This window comes from Pseudomonas caricapapayae (assembly GCF_001400735.1).
Lineage (GTDB): Bacteria > Pseudomonadota > Gammaproteobacteria > Pseudomonadales > Pseudomonadaceae > Aquipseudomonas > Aquipseudomonas caricapapayae.
In genome coordinates, this window is the sequence record NZ_LJPW01000157.1 from 95,211 (window position 1) to 112,202 (window position 16,992).

Annotated in this window: 19 protein-coding genes; 7 read left to right on the plus strand and 12 right to left on the minus strand. The window is 59.6% G+C overall.

The annotated features are described in order from the left end of the window. Window positions 1-17: 17 nt before the first annotated feature. From ALO80_RS24130 to ALO80_RS24150, 5 genes are read left to right on the plus strand one after another with little or no spacing between them, the layout of a single operon-like run. Window positions 18-242 (plus strand): type III secretion protein, encoded by a 225-nt coding sequence (locus ALO80_RS24130; protein ID WP_055010805.1) that lies wholly within the window; start codon window positions 18-20, stop codon window positions 240-242. Next, window positions 229-660 (plus strand): hypothetical protein, encoded by a 432-nt coding sequence (locus ALO80_RS24135; protein ID WP_054985829.1) that lies wholly within the window; start codon window positions 229-231, stop codon window positions 658-660. Before ALO80_RS24130 ends, ALO80_RS24135 begins: the two co-directional genes overlap by 14 nt. A gap of 1 nt (window position 661) precedes the next feature. Beyond that, window positions 662-2,761 (plus strand): type III secretion system outer membrane ring subunit SctC, encoded by a 2,100-nt coding sequence (sctC, locus tag ALO80_RS24140; RefSeq protein WP_055010806.1) that lies wholly within the window; start codon window positions 662-664, stop codon window positions 2,759-2,761. Beyond that, window positions 2,758-2,961, plus strand: a complete 204-nt coding sequence (gene hrpT, locus ALO80_RS24145; protein ID WP_055010807.1) for an HrpT family type III secretion system protein — start codon at window positions 2,758-2,760, stop codon at window positions 2,959-2,961. The genes sctC and hrpT overlap by 4 nt, the downstream gene beginning before the upstream one ends. Before the next feature lie 2 nt (window positions 2,962-2,963). Continuing rightward, complete coding sequence (locus tag ALO80_RS24150; protein ID WP_054985826.1) at window positions 2,964-3,323, plus strand: hypothetical protein; 360 nt, start codon at window positions 2,964-2,966, stop codon at window positions 3,321-3,323. Between the two features lie 261 nt (window positions 3,324-3,584). On the opposite strand, the gene sctU is transcribed toward ALO80_RS24150, so the two are convergent. Genes sctU through sctW form a run of 12 tightly spaced genes read right to left on the minus strand, consistent with a single transcriptional unit; the run spans window position 3,585 to window position 14,069 of the window. Beyond that, the gene (gene sctU / locus ALO80_RS24155) at window positions 3,585-4,664 is read right to left on the minus strand and encodes a type III secretion system export apparatus subunit SctU (protein WP_055010808.1); all 1,080 of its coding nucleotides are present in this window, start codon (window positions 4,662-4,664) and stop codon (window positions 3,585-3,587) included. Beyond that, window positions 4,661-5,455: a type III secretion system export apparatus subunit SctT gene (sctT, locus tag ALO80_RS24160; protein ID WP_055010809.1), complete on the minus strand. Its 795-nt coding sequence runs from the start codon at window positions 5,453-5,455 to the stop codon at window positions 4,661-4,663. Before sctT ends, sctU begins: the two co-directional genes overlap by 4 nt. Beyond that, on the minus strand, window positions 5,456-5,722 hold the full coding sequence (gene sctS, locus ALO80_RS24165; RefSeq protein ID WP_055010810.1) for a type III secretion system export apparatus subunit SctS: 267 nt from the start codon (window positions 5,720-5,722) through the stop codon (window positions 5,456-5,458). 7 nt (window positions 5,723-5,729) lie between these two features. Continuing rightward, window positions 5,730-6,383, minus strand: coding sequence for a type III secretion system export apparatus subunit SctR (gene sctR, locus ALO80_RS24170; protein ID WP_055005284.1), 654 nt, complete (start codon window positions 6,381-6,383; stop codon window positions 5,730-5,732). Next, the gene (locus ALO80_RS24175; protein WP_055010811.1) at window positions 6,380-6,796 is read right to left on the minus strand and encodes a FliM/FliN family flagellar motor switch protein; all 417 of its coding nucleotides are present in this window, start codon (window positions 6,794-6,796) and stop codon (window positions 6,380-6,382) included. The genes sctR and ALO80_RS24175 overlap by 4 nt, the downstream gene beginning before the upstream one ends. After that, window positions 6,786-7,502, minus strand: a complete 717-nt coding sequence (locus ALO80_RS24180; RefSeq protein ID WP_055010812.1) for a hypothetical protein — start codon at window positions 7,500-7,502, stop codon at window positions 6,786-6,788. Before ALO80_RS24180 ends, ALO80_RS24175 begins: the two co-directional genes overlap by 11 nt. Then, complete coding sequence (locus tag ALO80_RS24185; protein ID WP_055010813.1) at window positions 7,499-8,068, minus strand: type III secretion system HrpP C-terminal domain-containing protein; 570 nt, start codon at window positions 8,066-8,068, stop codon at window positions 7,499-7,501. Before ALO80_RS24185 ends, ALO80_RS24180 begins: the two co-directional genes overlap by 4 nt. A gap of 6 nt (window positions 8,069-8,074) precedes the next feature. After that, window positions 8,075-8,521: a hypothetical protein gene (locus ALO80_RS24190; RefSeq protein ID WP_055010814.1), complete on the minus strand. Its 447-nt coding sequence runs from the start codon at window positions 8,519-8,521 to the stop codon at window positions 8,075-8,077. A gap of 3 nt (window positions 8,522-8,524) precedes the next feature. Beyond that, window positions 8,525-9,874, minus strand: coding sequence for a FliI/YscN family ATPase (locus ALO80_RS24195; RefSeq protein WP_055010821.1), 1,350 nt, complete (start codon window positions 9,872-9,874; stop codon window positions 8,525-8,527). Further along, window positions 9,871-10,842: a type III secretion system inner membrane ring subunit SctD gene (gene sctD, locus ALO80_RS24200; protein WP_055010815.1), complete on the minus strand. Its 972-nt coding sequence runs from the start codon at window positions 10,840-10,842 to the stop codon at window positions 9,871-9,873. The genes ALO80_RS24195 and sctD overlap by 4 nt, the downstream gene beginning before the upstream one ends. Before the next feature lie 33 nt (window positions 10,843-10,875). Further along, window positions 10,876-12,963 (minus strand): type III secretion system export apparatus subunit SctV, encoded by a 2,088-nt coding sequence (sctV, locus tag ALO80_RS24205; protein ID WP_055010816.1) that lies wholly within the window; start codon window positions 12,961-12,963, stop codon window positions 10,876-10,878. Then, a complete protein-coding gene (gene sctW / locus ALO80_RS24210) occupies window positions 12,963-14,069 on the minus strand; it encodes a type III secretion system gatekeeper subunit SctW (RefSeq protein WP_055010817.1) in 1,107 nt (368 codons plus the stop codon). The genes sctV and sctW overlap by 1 nt, the downstream gene beginning before the upstream one ends. 242 nt (window positions 14,070-14,311) lie before the next feature. On the opposite strand from sctW, the gene hrpL reads away from it, so the two are divergent. Both hrpL and ALO80_RS24220 read left to right on the plus strand, forming a co-directional pair. Next, on the plus strand, window positions 14,312-14,866 hold the full coding sequence (gene hrpL, locus ALO80_RS24215) for an RNA polymerase sigma factor HrpL (RefSeq protein ID WP_054984077.1): 555 nt from the start codon (window positions 14,312-14,314) through the stop codon (window positions 14,864-14,866). An 85-nt stretch (window positions 14,867-14,951) separates the two neighbouring features. Continuing rightward, a partial coding sequence (locus ALO80_RS24220) for a type III effector HrpK domain-containing protein (RefSeq protein ID WP_055010818.1) occupies window positions 14,952-16,992 on the plus strand: 2,041 nt, incomplete at its 3' end.

Consider the following 16,992-nt stretch of genomic DNA (forward strand, 5'->3'; position numbering starts at 1 on the left):
TGCTGGAGCACCAGGACATGATCAGTTTCAACAGCTTGCAACGCCATCTCGACAACTCCGCGAGCCGCGCGCAGACCCACATGGAAGACGCGGCAATGGACGCCTCGGAAAGTGGCTCCATCGATGATCTTCAGGCTTTCAACGATGCGCAGCAGCAGGTGGACGTCGCAGGTATTGCCGTCAACGAAAGCTTGCGCGCCAAACACGGCATTACCAAAGCGATCATCGATGGAATTCAGTGACTTCACCGAGATCCTCGGCCAGTGGGCTGAACAGCGTCCGGCGACTCCGCTGGATTGCTGGATCGATGATGCCAACGTGCGTCTTGCGGCACACGTCAACGGGATATGTTGCAGCATCGAGCTGCTCGATCCCTACGATGCCGCTGATCCGCAACGTCTGGAAGCCCTGCTCAGTGAAGGCGGGGCGAGCCTGGCGTGTGCCTGCGAGGGCGCACTGGGTATCGATCCAGAAACACGTTGTGTAGTCCTGGTCAGCTGGATCCCCGACCCCTTTCATCTCAACGACCTGCTCAGTCGCCTGGAAAGCCTGGCCAATCAGCGCGCGGCCTTGCTCAGCCTGATGCAGACCTCAATTCGCAATACGGCGCCCACTCTGCTCGGGCGTGCGAACCTCAACAACCGGCAACCGGGAGTGTGAAATGCGCAAGGCCTTAATGTGGTTGCCTTTACTGTTGATCGGGGTGACCCCTGTTACCTGGGCGGTCACCCCCGAAGCCTGGAAGCACACTGCCTACGCCTACGATGCCCGGCAGACTGAGCTGGGTACGGCACTGGCTGACTTTGCCAAAGAGTTCGGCATGGCACTGGATATGCCATCAATGCCGGGAAAGCTGGATGGCCGGATTCGCGCCCAGAACCCCGAGGAATTTCTCGACCGTCTGGGTCAGGAGTATCACTTTCAGTGGTTCGTCTATAACGACACGCTGTACATCAGTCCTTCCAGCGAGCGCACATCGGCGCGTATCGAGGTTTCTCCCGATGCCGTGGATGACCTGCAGACGGCCCTGACCGACGTGGGCCTGCTGGACAAACGCTTCGGCTGGGGCGCTCTGCCCGATGAAGGTGTGGTGCTGGTCCGCGGTCCGGCCAAATATGTGGAGTTCGTGCGCGACTACAGCAAGAAAGTCGAAAAGCCGGATAAAAAAGCCGATAAGCAGGACGTTGTCGTCCTGCCGCTCAGGTACGCCAACGCCGCCGATCGCACTATTCGTTATCGCGACCAGCAACTGGTCGTGGCCGGTGTTGCCAGTATTCTTCAGGACCTGCTGGAAAGTCGTGCACGTGGCGAGAGCATCGACAGTGTGAACCTGCTGCCGGGGCAGGGCGGTGGCATTTCGAGCGGTGCCGGGGCTTCGGCAGCGGCCTTGCCTTACAACCTGGGTTCCAACGGGATCGATACAGGTGCCTTGCAGCAAGGCATTGACCGCGTATTGAGTTTCGGCAGCAAACGATCCGGTAAAGGTCATTCCGCAGGGCGCACAAGCATTCGGGTAAGCGCCGACGTGCGTAACAACGCGGTACTGATCTATGACTTGCCAGAGCGCAAGGCCATGTACGAGAAGCTGGTCAAGGAGCTCGATGTTCCTCGCAACCTGATCGAAATCGATGCGGTTATTCTCGACATCGACCGCAACGAGCTGGCGGAGCTGTCCAGCCGCTGGAATTTCAATGCAGGCAATGTAAGTGGCGGTGCCAGCCTGTTTGACGCCGGGACCAGTTCGACCATGTTCATTCAGAACGCCAGCAAGTTTTCCGCCGAGCTGCACGCGCTGGAAGGCAATGGTTCTGCGTCGGTCATCGGTAATCCGTCGATCCTGACACTGGAGAATCAGCCAGCGGTAATCGACCTGAGCCGTACTGAATACCTGACCGCCACGTCCGAACGCGCGGCTGAAATTCTGCCGGTCACTGCCGGCACCAGCTTGCAGGTCATCCCCCGTTCGCTGGACCACGACGGCAAGCCCCAGGTGCAAATGATCGTGGACATCGAAGACGGTCAGATCGATGTTTCGACCATCAATGACACGCAGCCAAGTGTGCGCAGAGGAAACGTCAGCACCCAGGCAGTGATCGCCGAGCATGGCTCGCTGGTGGTCGGCGGCTTCCACGGGCTGGAGGCCAATGACCGGATTCACAAGATTCCGTTGCTGGGCGACATCCCGTACATCGGCAAGCTGCTGTTCCAGTCCCGCAGCCGTGAATTGAGCCAGCGTGAACGTCTGTTCATCCTGACTCCGCGTCTGATCGGCGATCAGGTCAATCCGGCCCGCTATGTGGAAAACGGCAACCCGCATGACATCGATGACCAGATGAAGAAGATCAAGGACCGTCGTGACGGGGGAGAATTGCCGACCCGTGGTGACATCCAGAAGGTCTTCACCCAGATGGTCGACGGTGCCGCGCCGGTAGGCATGCGCACGGGCGAAACACTGCCCTTTGAAACCGACAGCCTGTGTGACCCGGGCGAAGGACTGACGCTCGATCGCCAACGTTCGCAGTGGTTCGTCAAGAAAGACTGGGGCGTTGCAGTGGTGGTCGCACGCAACAATACCGACAAGCCGGTACGGATCGACGAAAGTCGCTGTGGTGGCCGCTGGGTCATTGGCGTTGCCGCGTGGCCTCACGCATGGCTGCAGCCGGGCGAGGAGAGCGAGGTGTATATCGCTGTACGCCAGCCACAGATATCGAAAATGGCCAAAGAAAGCCGACCTTCGTTGCTAAAGGGAGCGACACCATGAGTATGCGTCATCTTGCTGTCATGTTTTTGCTGGTCGCTACTCTGACGGGTTGTGCTACCCATGGTTGCGCCGGGTATGCGTGCAAGCGTCCCGACTCGAACAGCCGCGAGCTGGTGATCTGGTGGCCGCCTGACATGCGTCAGGGGCTGGATGATCGTGATCATGAGCTGGATTACACCGTTGTGCAGTTAAAGGACTGAAGATGATCGAGGTAATGGAAAAAGCAGCGTTCTACGCCCAGGTCGCCGCCCAGAGCCCGGCCGTATGGCCGGTCGCCAAGGGTGTCGCTTTCGTCAGCCGGCGTGAGCACCACGACTGGGGTATAGCGTTGCATATCGAAGGCCGCGCGCTGCGCCCCGAGCAATTGCGCGAGGCACTGCAACGCCGCTTCATGGAAGCCGAACGGTTTAGTCGTTACTTTCTGTTTCTGGATGTACGGCGCGACTTTGTGGTGTGGCACGCAGTGAACGACACGCCCGACTCGTTCGCCAGCCTGGATGAAATCCGTCGACACGAGTTGATGCTGGCGGGGCTTGAACATTTGAATGAGGAGCTGCACTGACCGCCTGATTTACCCGTGTGGGTGGGCCCGATCAGGGCCCATCAACACGGCCTTCCGGATTTCCCCCTTCGTAATGCCTCTTCGCACTCATGTCCCTACCCGTATGGTCACGGCACTTCTCGTGGTTTGAGCCCTGTCTTGCGGGTTCTTCATGAGCTGCCCATCACACCAGCACAAAACGCCATAGCCCTGCACGCGCGTGTTCATGCCGGTGGATTCCTGCGTTCAGTGCGGGTTTGCGGTGTGTGATGCTCTGCGGGGCTACTGCTCGTCTTCGATGCGAATCACTTCGCTGGTGACTTCGTCCAGTTGACGGACGACCTTGTAGATATGAGCGACGGTCAGCAGTGTGGTGCGGGGGATGTATTTGCCGGCTTTGACCTTGTACAGGGTGCGCGCCAGCCAGATGCTCTGAACAACCGGAATGCCAGCCTTCTTGGCCCGCTCGATCAGCGCCAGTGCGTCCGCGTCCTCACCCTTGCAATGGATCATCGGCAGTGGCGTCTCCCCCGGCCGGTAATACAGCGCCACCGCGTAGTGGGTCGGGTTGATCAGCAGCATGTCCGCCTCTTCCACCGGTTTGGGCGCAGCACTGGGTTCCTGGTTGAGGATTTCATGGGACAGCTGCCGACGGTGGCCCTTGACGTGCGGATCGCCTTCGGACTGTTTGTATTCCTTCTTGATGTCTTCATGGCTCATGCGCAGTTTTTTCGCGTGGAAGTACTTCTGCATGGCAAAGTCGACCATGGCAATGACCAGCAACAAACCCAGAATCACCCGCAGGGTGTGCTGAAACAGCTCGACCAGTGCATGCCAGTAGGTCGTCAGGTCGCTGTTGGCCAGCAGGATCAGCGTGCCCAGCGCCGGTTTGACCTGTGAGTACAGCGTCGCTCCGATCGCCAGGGCTTTGATTACGCTGAGCACCAGGTTGAGAATGTTCTGCCCGGAAAACATCTGCTTGGCATGGGAGAAGGGGTTGATCTTGTTGATGTCGAGTTTCAAGGCCTTGGGGGCGAACAGGAAGCCGATCTGCATCCAGCTGCTGATCAGGCGCATGAGCATTGCCAGGCCGACGCTGCACAACGTAAAGCTGAGCAACACGGAAAAGCCTTCGTTGGCGATCAGTTCCACCGATGCCATGAACGGCCGGTCGATACCCTTGAACGAAAGCCCCAGCAAGGCTTGCAGGCGATTCACACTTTCGTCGGCCAGGCCCAGGGTGACTTCGCTGACGGCCAGCAACACCAGCAGTTTGCCGAGGTCCTGACTCTGCCCGACCTGACCTTTTTCCCGCGCGTCGCGAATCTGTTTGGGCGTCGCCTTTTCTGTTTTTTCGCTCACGGCACCTGCACCATAAAGCCGAGTATCGACTTGAGATCAGCCAGCTTCGATAGCTGACCTGTGCCCAGTTCCAGTAGCGTCGGCAAGTAGATCAGCAGGAACGCGAGACCGGCCATGCTCTTGGCGGGCATGGCCAGAATCGAGACATTCAACTGCTGCGCATACAGGCCGATGATCGCCAGCGCCGCCTCGATCAACAGCAACAGGGCAATGAAGGGCGCGGCGTACAGCATCATGTGTTGCAGGGTCTGGTTGATCTGGCCGAGAAAAACGTCCAGGCCGTTCGCCGTCATGCCTGGCAGCCATGAGGTCGGCGGCCAGACGCTGTAGCTGTCCCAGATGACCTGGGTGATCGTCGACAGCCCCCCCGTAAGGATCACCAACATGATCAGTGTTTCCTGAAACAACTCGCCCAGCGGCGTTGCGTCCGGCCCCAGCGCCGGATTTATCTGCCCGCCGCTGAGTGCGCCGCGCTGGCTGTCCAGCAAGGCGCCCACGGACGCAAACATCCAGAACGGCGCGTACAGCAGCATGCCCAGCAGGGTGCCGAGTACCGCTTCCTTGAGCAGCAGACCGCCTATGGCAAACCAGTCCTCATTAAGTGACGTCAGCGCGCGGCTGATGCCCGGCGCAGGAATCATCGCAACCACGGCGACTACCGCGTAGCGCAGCGGTCCCTTGAGGTATTTGAAGCAGAAGGCCGGCACCAGCAGCATGCACGGCACCAGCCTCGCCATCGCCAGGCCCATGCCCAGTATGAATTCGAAGAAATCCTGGGCGTGCAGAGGCATCTAGTGCGCAACTCCGGACCCGGCAATCAGATCGAAGGCCATATTGATGAACTGAATCAGCTCCACGCCGATCCAGCGCCCGGTAACCGCCAGCGTCATGCCCACGGCAGCCAGCTTGATGCCGAAGGGCAGCGTCTGGTCCTGAATCTGCATCAGCGCCTGTAACAACGAGGTGATGACCCCGACCAGTACCGCAACACCCAAAGGCGGTGCGGTCAGGATGACGACCAGAAACATGCCTTGCTTGAACAGTGCCAATGCTTCCATGACCGCCTCACATATACGAATAGAACAGGCTGTCGAGCAGGCGCGACCAGCCTGACACCAGTACGAACAGCAGCAGTTTGAGCGGCAGCGACAGGGTCATGGGCGAGACCATCTGCATGCCCAGCGCCAGCAGCAGATTGGAGACAATCAGGTCGATGACGATAAACGGGATATAGATCAGGAAACCGATCTCGAAACCGGCTTGCAGTTCGGACAGGACAAAGGCAGGGATTGCCAGGAGCAAATCTTCTTTGCTTGCCTGATCGGCCATTTCCTTGGGCCACATGCGCTGTGTGTTGTCCAGCAGATGGGCAACCACATCGGGGTCAGTGTTGCGGGTCATGAAGCGTTGCAGCGGTTCTATCACTGTTCTGGCACTGGCCTGGAGCTTCTCGGTATTGCCCAGCTCCAGCGGATGGTCGTGCACGCGCTGTTGCATTTCGTGGGCGACCGGCGCCATGACGAACAGCGTGGCGGCGAGTGCGATGCCATACAGCGCCATGTTCGGCGGTACTTGCTGAACCCCGATAGCGTTGCGGGTGATCAGCAAAGTCATGGCGATTTTCAGGAAGGCGGTGCAGACGATCAGCAGAAACGGAATCAACGACAGCGCGCCGAGAAACAGTGCCAAAAGGAGCGGGTTGGCCCCTTCCATAATCATGGCTGAGCTGCCAGTCGGGTTATTTGCAGGCCCAGCCGACCGTCTACATCGACCAGTTCGCCTTCGGCCACCACGCGCTCGCCATGGCACAGTGTGGCGTAGCCTGGCGCAATGCCGCTGACCTCAAGGACCGTGCCCGCGTCCAGTCGGCGCAGTTCGGCGAGGGTCAACCTGAGTTCTCCGCAGCGCAGGGTCAGGTCCAGTGGCAGCGAATCGACTGCGGACAATGGACTGTGCTCATCCTGCTCGTCCTGTTCATCAGGTCCAATGGGCTCATCGGGCTCATCGGGCTCATCGGATGAGAGGCCGGGCTGTTCTTCGACGTCCGCATCCGCCCACTGCTGCTCACCGATTTGTTCGTCGTAATCGTCAAGGCTTTCGACATCGTCCTGATACAGATCTTCAGTACTCATGGTGACTGTGTTCCTCGTGGCTGAGCCGCAAAAAAAGATGCTGTGCCTGAAGCTCGGTCTGTGCCTCCCACTGCCGCCCGGCAAGGCTCAGCACGCCTTGTCCGGCGCTGTCGAACCGGCAGCGGGCGGGCAGTACCACGTCACCTGGCCGCAGCGAAGCAAGTTGTTCCAGCGTCAGCGACAGTTCGCCAATGATCAGCGGCGTGATCACACAAAAGTCTTCATCGACCGGCTTTTGAACTGGGTGCCAGCGCGCCGAGCGCAATATCCTGATAAGCGTCTCTGGTGCTGCGTGCAGGTGGGCATGAACCTGTTGCCCTGCGAGCCGGACCTGAATCCGGCAAGCCATCAAAGACGCTTGCGTGCGGTCGGACAGCGGTTCGATGGGGGCGAGCAGATCGGCAATGACCGGGCTCAGGCACTGATTGAACAACTGCCAGTACCAGGCTTGCTGATCGCCAGCCAGGGTAAGAGGCACCTCGCCGAGCAGGCTCAGCACTGCCTCGGCATCGCTCAGGCACACAGGCCCCGCAGCGGTACTCAGCCAGGCACCGACACGCGGTGTAACAACATCGGCCAGCAGTGGCAGAAGTGTCAGTTCGGCGTTACCGCCCTTAACGTCGAAGTCCAGACGCTGACCGGCGCCCAGCTCGCGTGTGGCCTGGGCAAACAGCGGGGCGACCTTGCGCAGGAGCAGCGCACTCATGCTGCAAAGTCTTCGTGCATCGACAGGTCAACGTCCTGGCCCAGTGCCTCCGAGAGCGATTCGCGACATGCGCCTGCGTGGCCGTGCAGGCGCTTGAGCACATCGCGCCGGGCAAAGCCCAGCTGGATACTCCAACGATTGTCGGCTTTGCTGGCGTTGACCCGAACGCTGCCCAGATTAGGCATCAGCAGGGTGAAGGCGAGCGGGCCTTCGGGCTGATCGGGCAGGCGCTGTACGACCTCATCGATCAACTCGGTCGGTACATTTTCTGCTCTGACCGAAAAGGCGATTGCGCCGCCTGCGAAGCTCTGTTGATCAGACTGGGCACCTACCGGCGGCACCAGCAGTTGTGAAAAGAACAGGCCATCGGCGTTTATCGGTGTGTCCGCCGTCGATCTGTTGAATGCCGAACGACTTGCCTGCAGATCGCTGCGTAGCGCACCGCCAGAAGCGGCGCGTTTGTCACCTGCCGGCCTGGCGCTGAATGCTGTTGGCAGAGACTCCGCCGGTTTTTCGCGTACAGGTGGCGCTGGTGCCTTGGCAGGGGATTTGATCGGTGCGGTCATCGTCACTCAACCTTCTTCGTTGAGCGTCTCCTCCATGCAGGCGAGTTTCTCGACTGCGCGCTGAGACGCTTTGGCTTGCAGGCGTCTCTGTTCAAGCAACGTCTGCTGTTCGGCTACCCGCAATTGCTGTTGCTGCACGTCCTGACGGATATGGGCCAGGCGGTCGAGCATGTTTTTTTCCTTCTCGTGCCACCGGTCTACATCGTTCAGGCTGATGGTCTTTGCCAGGTGCGCTCTGGACAGGCTCTCGCGACGTCGTTTGTGGTTGTCACGTTCCTGGTCCAGTGATGCCCGGGTCTTTGATAAGTGGTCGAGCATTGATTTCAGTTCCACCTGCGCCTGGCGATGCGCCCGCTCGGCACTCGCCTGACGGTGTTGGCGCAGGGGCGTCAGCAGGCCGATTACCTGTTCCAGCGCCGCCCGCTGCGGGTCTTCCTCGAGTGTTTCGTCCATGTCCTACTCCGGCAGTTGGGCGGTCAGCCGCAGCAAGCCGTCCAGGGTTTCCTGCAAGGGCACAGGCTCACGCAGGTCCTGGCGCAGAAAGGCGTTGATGGCGTCATTCAGCTGTACCGCGCAATCGGTCACCGGGTCTGCCCCGGCCTGGTATTCGCCCAGACGCAGGAGCATTTCCACCTGCTTGTAGGCGGCCAGTAGCTGGCGCAGACGATTGTTGGCTCGCTGGTGTTCGCGGCCCGTGACGTTGCTGAGGATCCGGCTGATGCTGGCGGACACGTCAATGGCGGGGTAATGCCCGCGCTCGGCCAGCTTGCGGGACAGCACGATGTGTCCGTCGAGCAGTGAGCGCACTTCATCCGCTACCGGATCGTTCATCGAGTCCTGTTCGATCAGGACCGTGTAAAGGGCGGTGATCGAACCGTTCTCGCTCATACCGGCGCGCTCGACCAGACGTGGCAGCAAGGTGTACACCGAGGGCGGCAGGCCGCCACGGCCCAGCGGCTCGCCCGACGCAATCCCGATCTCTCGCTGCGCACGGGCAAACCGGGTCAGGGAGTCGAGCAGCAACAGCACTTTCTGGCCTCGTGCGCGGAACGCTTCGGCGATGGCGGTCGCGGTGAACGCTGCGCGGGCACGCTCCATGCTTGAGCGATCGGACGTGGCGCAGACCAGCACCGAGCGGGCGCGCAAGGTTTCGTCCAGTTCATGGTCGAGAAACTCGCGCAACTCGCGGCCCCGTTCGCCGATCAGTCCGAAGACGATAACGTCGCAGCCCATGTTGCGGGCCAGTTCGGCCATCAGTGTGGTCTTGCCACAGCCAGCACCGGCGAACAGCCCCACGCGTTGACCTTCGCCCAGCAGGATGGCGCTGTCGATGGCGCGTACTCCGGTGGGCAGGGCGTTGGTGATGCGCGGGCGCTGGGTGGGTGGCAGGGCGTCGGCAATCACCGGCAGTGTTTCGCGACGATCGTCCGGACCGGCGAAGGCGCCGAGACAATCACCGAGCAGCGGTCGTCCAAAACCATCCAGCACGCAGCCCAGCAAACTGTCGTCAGCGCCAATCCGGTGGGCCATGCCAAGCGGGCGGATCGGCGCGCCGACCTGAATCCCGTCCGGTGCGCCCAAGGCGCTGAGCAGTGTACATTCCTGAGTGAAACCGACGATTTCAGCCAGCAACATACCGCCATCAGCCTTGCTCACCTCACAAAGGTCGCCGACCTTGGCGGCGGGAATCTTGCACTCCAGCAGGATGCCCCGTACGGCGCTGACCCGCCCGCTGACGCGAACTGCGGAGTATTGACTCAGGCGTGCTGCATGGGTCGCTTTCCATTGGCTCAGCGCGGCGTTCACCACGTCACCTCTATATGACGATCACCGTCGAACTGAAGATGCTGATCGTCGATTCTGGTCAGACGCAGGCCGTCCACTTCATCGCCGACATACACGCGCCGACCATCGGCGGTGACAAGGTGTGCATGTGGCCCGGTCATGATCTGCACGACCACGAACGGCAGGGTATTTTGCTTGCCGGAAACATTGTCGAGGACGGTCACAGGCGATTCGTAGCGGTCCTTGAAACGTTGCAGCATGCGCTGGTAAACCAGCAGCGATTCTTCCTTGAGATTGCCGTTGAGCATCAACCCGTCCGGTGTCTCCTCAATGCTCACGTCGGTCAGCAGACGATCGCTGAGCATGCTGTTGAGCTGATGCCTGACGGCATCGGCACTGCTCAGGCGTACGCGTTTATCAGTCGCAGGACGGGCGGTCTTCTCTGACGCAGGGTGTGTTTTATCCTGTGCGGCCGGGGTGGCGGAGGCAATGTGCGCAGGCCCCTGATCAAGGGTGACCGGTGAAGGGCGAGTCAGGCTCCAGGCACTGCCAATCACACCGACCAGCAACCCGGCGATGATCCCCGTGGTGCGATTGAGCCATTGCGAGCGCGACTTGACCTTCTTCAGGGGCGGGTCGTTGCGTGGGGTATCAGGCTGTGCCGGCTGCTCGGGTATAACGGCCGGCACGGAGGGCCACGCGTCGTCAGCGGAGGAAACACACAGCCATACCGAACCCAGCATGAAGGCGCTGTTGAGGTTCAAGTCAGGGGCATGCCGGGCATTGCCATCTTCATCGTGCACCGCTCCTTCTTCAGCGCTCAGGGTCCAGCTGTCGCCCAGGCGCTGCAGACGGCAATGCAGGCTTTCCACGCCCGGATCGTCCAGCGCCAGATCCTGCTGTTCGGCAGAGCCGATCGACCACTCCTCGCCCACCAGTGGCAGAGCGGCGCCTTGATGCAGGCCATTCAGTACGCGTAATTCAAACATCTGACCCTCTCCCTGTGCTCAACCCTTGAAGGCTCAAGCGGCATGCTCGTTGTCCAGCGGTTCAAGGTCGTCTTCAAGGTCGAATCGACCCATGACCCGGACCTTGGCTGCATTGCTGATTTCCGCAAAAGACAGTACGGGAACGTGATAGAACTCTTCCCTCAACAAGGTCCGCAGCGGACTGCGCAGGTCCTGCGCGACCAACAGAACCGCCTGCTCGGGCGCACGCACCGGAAACGCAATATTCATTTGCTGCACGAGCATCTGGCTGACCTCGTTGCTCAATGCGAAAAATGTTTCGGTCTGTGTCTGGCGCAGGCCGTCGCGCAGCAAGCCTTCACTTTCCGGCGTCAGCAGCCACACCTGCAGGCCTTCGGCACCGCAATACTGGTGGTAGATCTGCGACTTGAGCGCGATGCGCACGTAATCGGTCAGCACGCTGGTATCGCGTTCGTGCTGGCAGTGTTCGATCAGTGTTTCGGCGATCACGCGGATGGCGCGCAGCGGCACACACTCCGACGCCAGCCGCTGCAAAACCGCCGAGAAGCGTGTCAGTGTGAGTACCCGCTGCATCTCTTGAGCGAGTTCCGGCTGCTCGGACTCCAGCCAGCCGAGAATGGCTTTGGTTTCCTGCAAGCCGATGAATTGCGGCCCGCATGCCTGCAGTGCGCGCTCCATGCGCTCGACAATCAGCGTCATTGAATCGACTGTAGGAAGGCCGTCGCTGTGCTCGGCAGGCAGCCAGACCCACTGATCTTCCTGGCGATCCGTCGTGCCGGACACGGCAGCAGGTAGCGTCTCTCCGTTCAACTGGCGGACATCTACCGCAACGTGGGTCTGGCTGAATGTCGCCCTGAGCATGGGCACGTCATACACCATGAAGCGAAATTCGTCTGGTGGCAGATGATCGACATGCTCAATGATGAAAGAAGGCAGGGTCAGGCCGAACTGCACCACCAGCCGGTTGCGGCGTTGGCGTATTTCGCTGATCAGCGCCTCGATCTGCGTGCTGTCCTGAGCAGGGTGAAACTGCATGACAAACTGGCGACTCGGAGAAAATGTGCGCAGGTCTTCCTTGCCATTCATTTCCGGAGCCACTGCGACGGTGCCTTGCTCCTCGGCTTTGGGCCTGGCCCGCTGCAATTGCAGCATCCCGCCCGCGCCGCAGATGATCGCGATGGTGATGAACACACCCGTCGGCATGCCGGGCAGCGCGGCAAAACCGAGCATGGCGACGGCGGCGATGATCCAGGCTTTCGGCTGGCTGGTGATTTGCTCGGCGATTTCCCGGCCGATGTTGGCTTCCACGCCGGCTTCGGTGTTGGGAACGCGGGTGATGATCATGCCGCATGTCACAGAGATCAGCAGCGCCGGAATCTGTGCGATCAGGCCGTCACCGATGGTCAGCACGGTGTACAACTGCAACGCGTCGCCAGCACTCATGCCATGCTGCACGACACCGATCGAGATGCCTCCGATCATGTTGATGGCGACGATGATCAAACCGGCGATAGCATCGCCGTTGACGAACTTCATCGCCCCGTCCATTGCGCCGAACAGCTGACTTTCCTTGTTCAGCTCGGCGCGTCGTTTGCGTGCTTCATGAACAGTGATCAGGTTTGCCCGCAAGTCGCTGTCGATGGACATCTGTTTACCGGGCATGGCATCGAGTGTGAATCGTGCGCCCACTTCGGCGACCCGTTCCGAGCCCTTGGTGATTACCAAAAAGTTGACCACTGTCAGGATCAGGAAGATCACCAGGCCTACCGCCAGGTTGCCGCCCACCACGAACTGACCGAACGCCTCGACAATGTGCCCGGCATCCTGGTTGAGCAGGATCAATCGGGTTGTGGAAATCGACAGCGCCAGACGAAACATGGTGGTCAGCAACAACACGGCCGGGAAGGTCGAGAAGGCCAGAGGCCTGGGCAGGTGCATGGCCAGCATGATCAGCAGACAGGAAATACAGATGTTCACGGCGATCAGTACGTCGACCAGCCCGGTGGGCAGCGGCGTGATCATCATGAACACAATGGCAATCACAAAGAATGCGCCGACGACTTCCGAGCGGCGCATGGCCGACAAGGCGACCATGTTCAGTACGTTGATGACTCTGTTCATCAGGCAAGCCCCACATAAAGCTGCTTCTGTTCCTGCTGGGTAAGCTCGGCCATCAGCACGAGCAGGTTACTCAGCGCGGTCTGGCGGCTTTTCATGTCGCGCCAGAGCAAAATCGGCAATTGCAGCAACATCGGCCGCAAGCCGTTGAGAAACGCCAGTTGGTGCTTGAGTTGTTTGCCACCGATGTGTTGGGTCAATTGCAGGGTCTGATTCACATTCATTCCGTTGGCTGTCAGGGTCAGCAAGTGCTTGAGAAAGGCTGGCGGATCGACTTTCAGATCGGGGTTCTTGTTGCGCATGCGCCCCAGCAGGTGCTCGCAGCCTTTCAGCAATGTGGTGACGTGGCGTGCGGTATTGAGCCCGTGCATCAGTGTGCGCAGTTGCTCATGGGAGGCCGACGGGGTCATGGCTGACAGGTCATCGGCGATGGCGATACGCATGTCTCGCAGGTCGAGGTTGAACTGTCCCGCTTCTTGCTGATCGCTGAGCAGCGCCTCTATCAGGCCGGTAATGTTCGGCTGCCCGGATACCGCCACGTTGTAGAGATTGCGCAGGGAAGCCCGGCGTTTGTTATCGATGTTCGGACGGGCGAAAGCTCTTGCGGTATTGATCCCCGCGCGCGCACGTGGACCGTATTTCCGTCGCAGCAGCTTCAGCTTCTGGGTCAGGACCACATGTTCGCCTGTAGCACCATCGGCTTCGGCTTGTTTTCTGGCAGCCTGCAATACCACGTGAGCCTTGGCGGCATCGCCGTCAGTAAAAGCCAGGACCAGCGAAAGATCGTTGGACGAGTCTTCCTGCATCAGCTTCTTGCGCAGCATTTTGGCGGCGTTATCCAGCCCGGTGTCCTGGGCTCCCATCAGTAACTGATAGAGCTCCCCCAGTTTGACTGCGCGGGACTGCAGGGCATTGTTGCTGGCAATCAGCTCGCGCTGGTGGAGGATGCGGCTGTGCTGGATAAGCGCCGCAGCGAAGCGGGAAACCTGCTGTTGAGAGGTTCCGGAGCCTTGTGCAGCGACACCGGGAGTCGGCGGCGCAACAGGCGGCACGACGCGGGTCGGCGCGACCGGGAGTGTCTGCATGGGAGGCGGAGCGACGATTTTCATAGGGCAGTTCTAAGCCGGGTCATGTCCTCTGAGTGGGCCACAGACCGGTTCGGTTCCCTTGGCAAGGGAGGAGGCGGGTTTGTGCCAAAAGCTGTTGTCGTAAAAAAAGGTTTGCGCAAGAATTTGTATTACAAAAAATTACACATTTATTAATTGTTATATAAATCAACTAGTTATAAGTTTTTTTGAGATGGCATAGTTATCGCTATAGGGCTTGCACACTATTGACTTAGGACAAGCCCATGTTTCCGAACCTTGTGATCCTTGATGCAACCCAGCCACGTCAGTCCTCTTCCTCAGCCGGCATTCGTCAGCTCACCGCTGATCAGATACAGATGCTCAGGGCTTTCATCCAGAAGCGCGTGATGAACCCCGATGATGTCGATGACATCCTGCAATGCGTGTTTCTGGAAGCCCTGCGCAACGAGCACAAGTTTCAGCACGCCAGCAAACCGCAGACCTGGCTGTGTGGCATTGCGTTGAACCTGATCCGCAATCACTTCCGTAAAATGTATCGCCAGCCTTACCAGGAAAGCTGGGAGGAAGACGTCCATTCCGAGCTTGATGGACACCGCGATGTCAGTCATCAGGTAGACGGCCATCGACAGCTGGCACGTGTCATCCAGGCCATTGACTGCCTGCCTTCGAACATGCAGAAGGTGCTGGAAGTTTCTCTGGAAATGGACGGCAACTATCAGGAAACCGCCAACAGTCTTGGCGTGCCGATTGGTACCGTCCGTTCACGCCTTTCGCGGGCGCGGGTGCAGTTGAAGCAGCAGATCGATCCGTTTGCATGACTGACGGTTTCGATAAATTTTCTGGAACCAACCCGACCCTGCAGCCACACAGTTGCCATCGCTCACTCTCGGATGGCAACTTACCATGCGTATATCCAGTTCTCCCTTCAGCGGTATCGTGAATCAACCCAACCCTGGCGAACTGGCTGGTGAGTCGCCGCTTGCCAAGGCCCTGCTGACGCCAGCCGGAGGTGCTCAAGCCGGCGTACAGTTCGGTCAGTCGGCTGCAAATCCGGCAGGCACACCCGCCGGAACCGAGCAAGCCGCGTCATCGATCCTGGCCCTGCTGTTGAAGGGCGGTGGCGAAAACACGCCAGTTACTGCCGGCCCGCAGGCACAGCCTCAGCCGTGCGGCGAGACGCCCGCACAAGTCGCGCCTGCTGCGCCCGTCGCTCCCACTGAGGCTGCGCAGGGCACTGATGCATCCGACCCGGCCAATGCGCCGAAGGCGGCAGATGCAGCGTTTCTCGACGATTCGGAATACTCGTCGCCCGAAGCCTTGAAACGCTGGGAACCGATGGTCGCGCATTTGCCGCCCGAGCAACGTCTGCAAGCTGAAAAGGAGCTGAACCGTCCTATCGCAGCAGCATGGATGGCCCGTGAAGATGGCCCCAATGCCGCAAAAGCGATGGAGTTCATCAATGCCAATCCTGCGTTGAAGACTGCCGTGGACGTTGGCAAGGATGGCGGCAATGCCGACGGCAAGATCACAAACAAGGACCTCAAGGCGTTTGCCAAAAACATGGAGAAGGCCGCAGACAAGGCCGACGACGATCTGGCTGACTACATCAAGAACAACCCTGACGCTGATCCCCAGTCGCTGGAAATGGTTCGTAACGCTTCGGTCATGCAGGCCAATATGCCTCTGGTCAGGGCTGCCGACCCCCACCATGCCGCCGATGCGAATGATAAAGACAAGGTCGATGGCAACGTCAGCGCCGATGACCTCAAGGGGCTGGCGCAAGGTAATCCGGGGCTGTCGGGAACACTCAAGCAATCCTGCAGCACTTGGTCGCAAGCCGGCTTTCTCGGTCAGCTTGACGAGGCGGGAATGTCGGGGCGCAAAAAGGCGGCGCACAGTCCCGACCAGTTATTCGACGCCAAAAACCTCAGTGAATGGATCAAGACCAGTGCGCCCACCAATGGTGGCCAGTTCGCCAGCATGCTCAGCGATGCTGCGACGCTGAATGCGGTGTCAGGCATCGATATCAGCAAACTCAACGCGGATGTGTTCGACCCCAACAAGTCCAAGTCCTACAGCGGCGCGCAAAAAGCCGCAGTCATGGTCAAGCTGCAGCAAACCCAGCAGAGCGTCATTGCCGGGCGACAATTACGCAATACCGAAAAAACCGAGTCGGAGCTGAACGACAGGATCAGAACGCTGCAGTCTGACCCCGACGTGCAGGCTTACCTGAACAAGTCCATACCTGATCAGGAGCGCAAGCTGGTAAACAGCGACGCTGCGTTGCGAAAAGCAGTGACCGAACAGGCGAAGAACGTTAACAGCGGTCAGGCGCTTCAGACTGATATGGCGACCGCTGACAAGGCCGTCGACAAGCACAAACCGAATGCCGATTACAGCGGTGCCATCAGCGGGCTGTCCGCTCAGTTGCAGTTACAGAAAGACCTGTTTCCCGATACCCAGGTGCCGACTGCCGATCAGGTCATCGGCAATCGTCCCGAGCTTCAATCGAAGATCGCTGATTCGTACGTTCGCAACTTCAGCGAGGGCGGCGCACTGAAACAACTGCTCGGCCAAAAGAAAGCCGACGCCGGTGAATCGCTGCAATCGGCTGATGATCAGAAAGCGATTTACGACAGCGTATTGCCCAGCGATTTTACCCAGAGCCAGCAAAGTGACTACCTGAACGCCACGGTCACCCAGCTTCAGGATTCGAAAAAGGGTCGCAAGCTGCTGGAAGGCAAGAACGAGGATAACCAGGGCCCGTCAATCGTCAGTCAGGTCGCCGCGGAAATGGGGCCTCGCGCGCTTCAATCGGTCATGGGCTTTGCGTCGGTGTCCGACATGCTCGCCCAGGGCAATAAGGTCGGTGCCGCACAAACCATCATCGACAGCGCGAAACTGGGCGGCGAGGCGATCAAGGGCGGCATCGATGCCGGGGCAA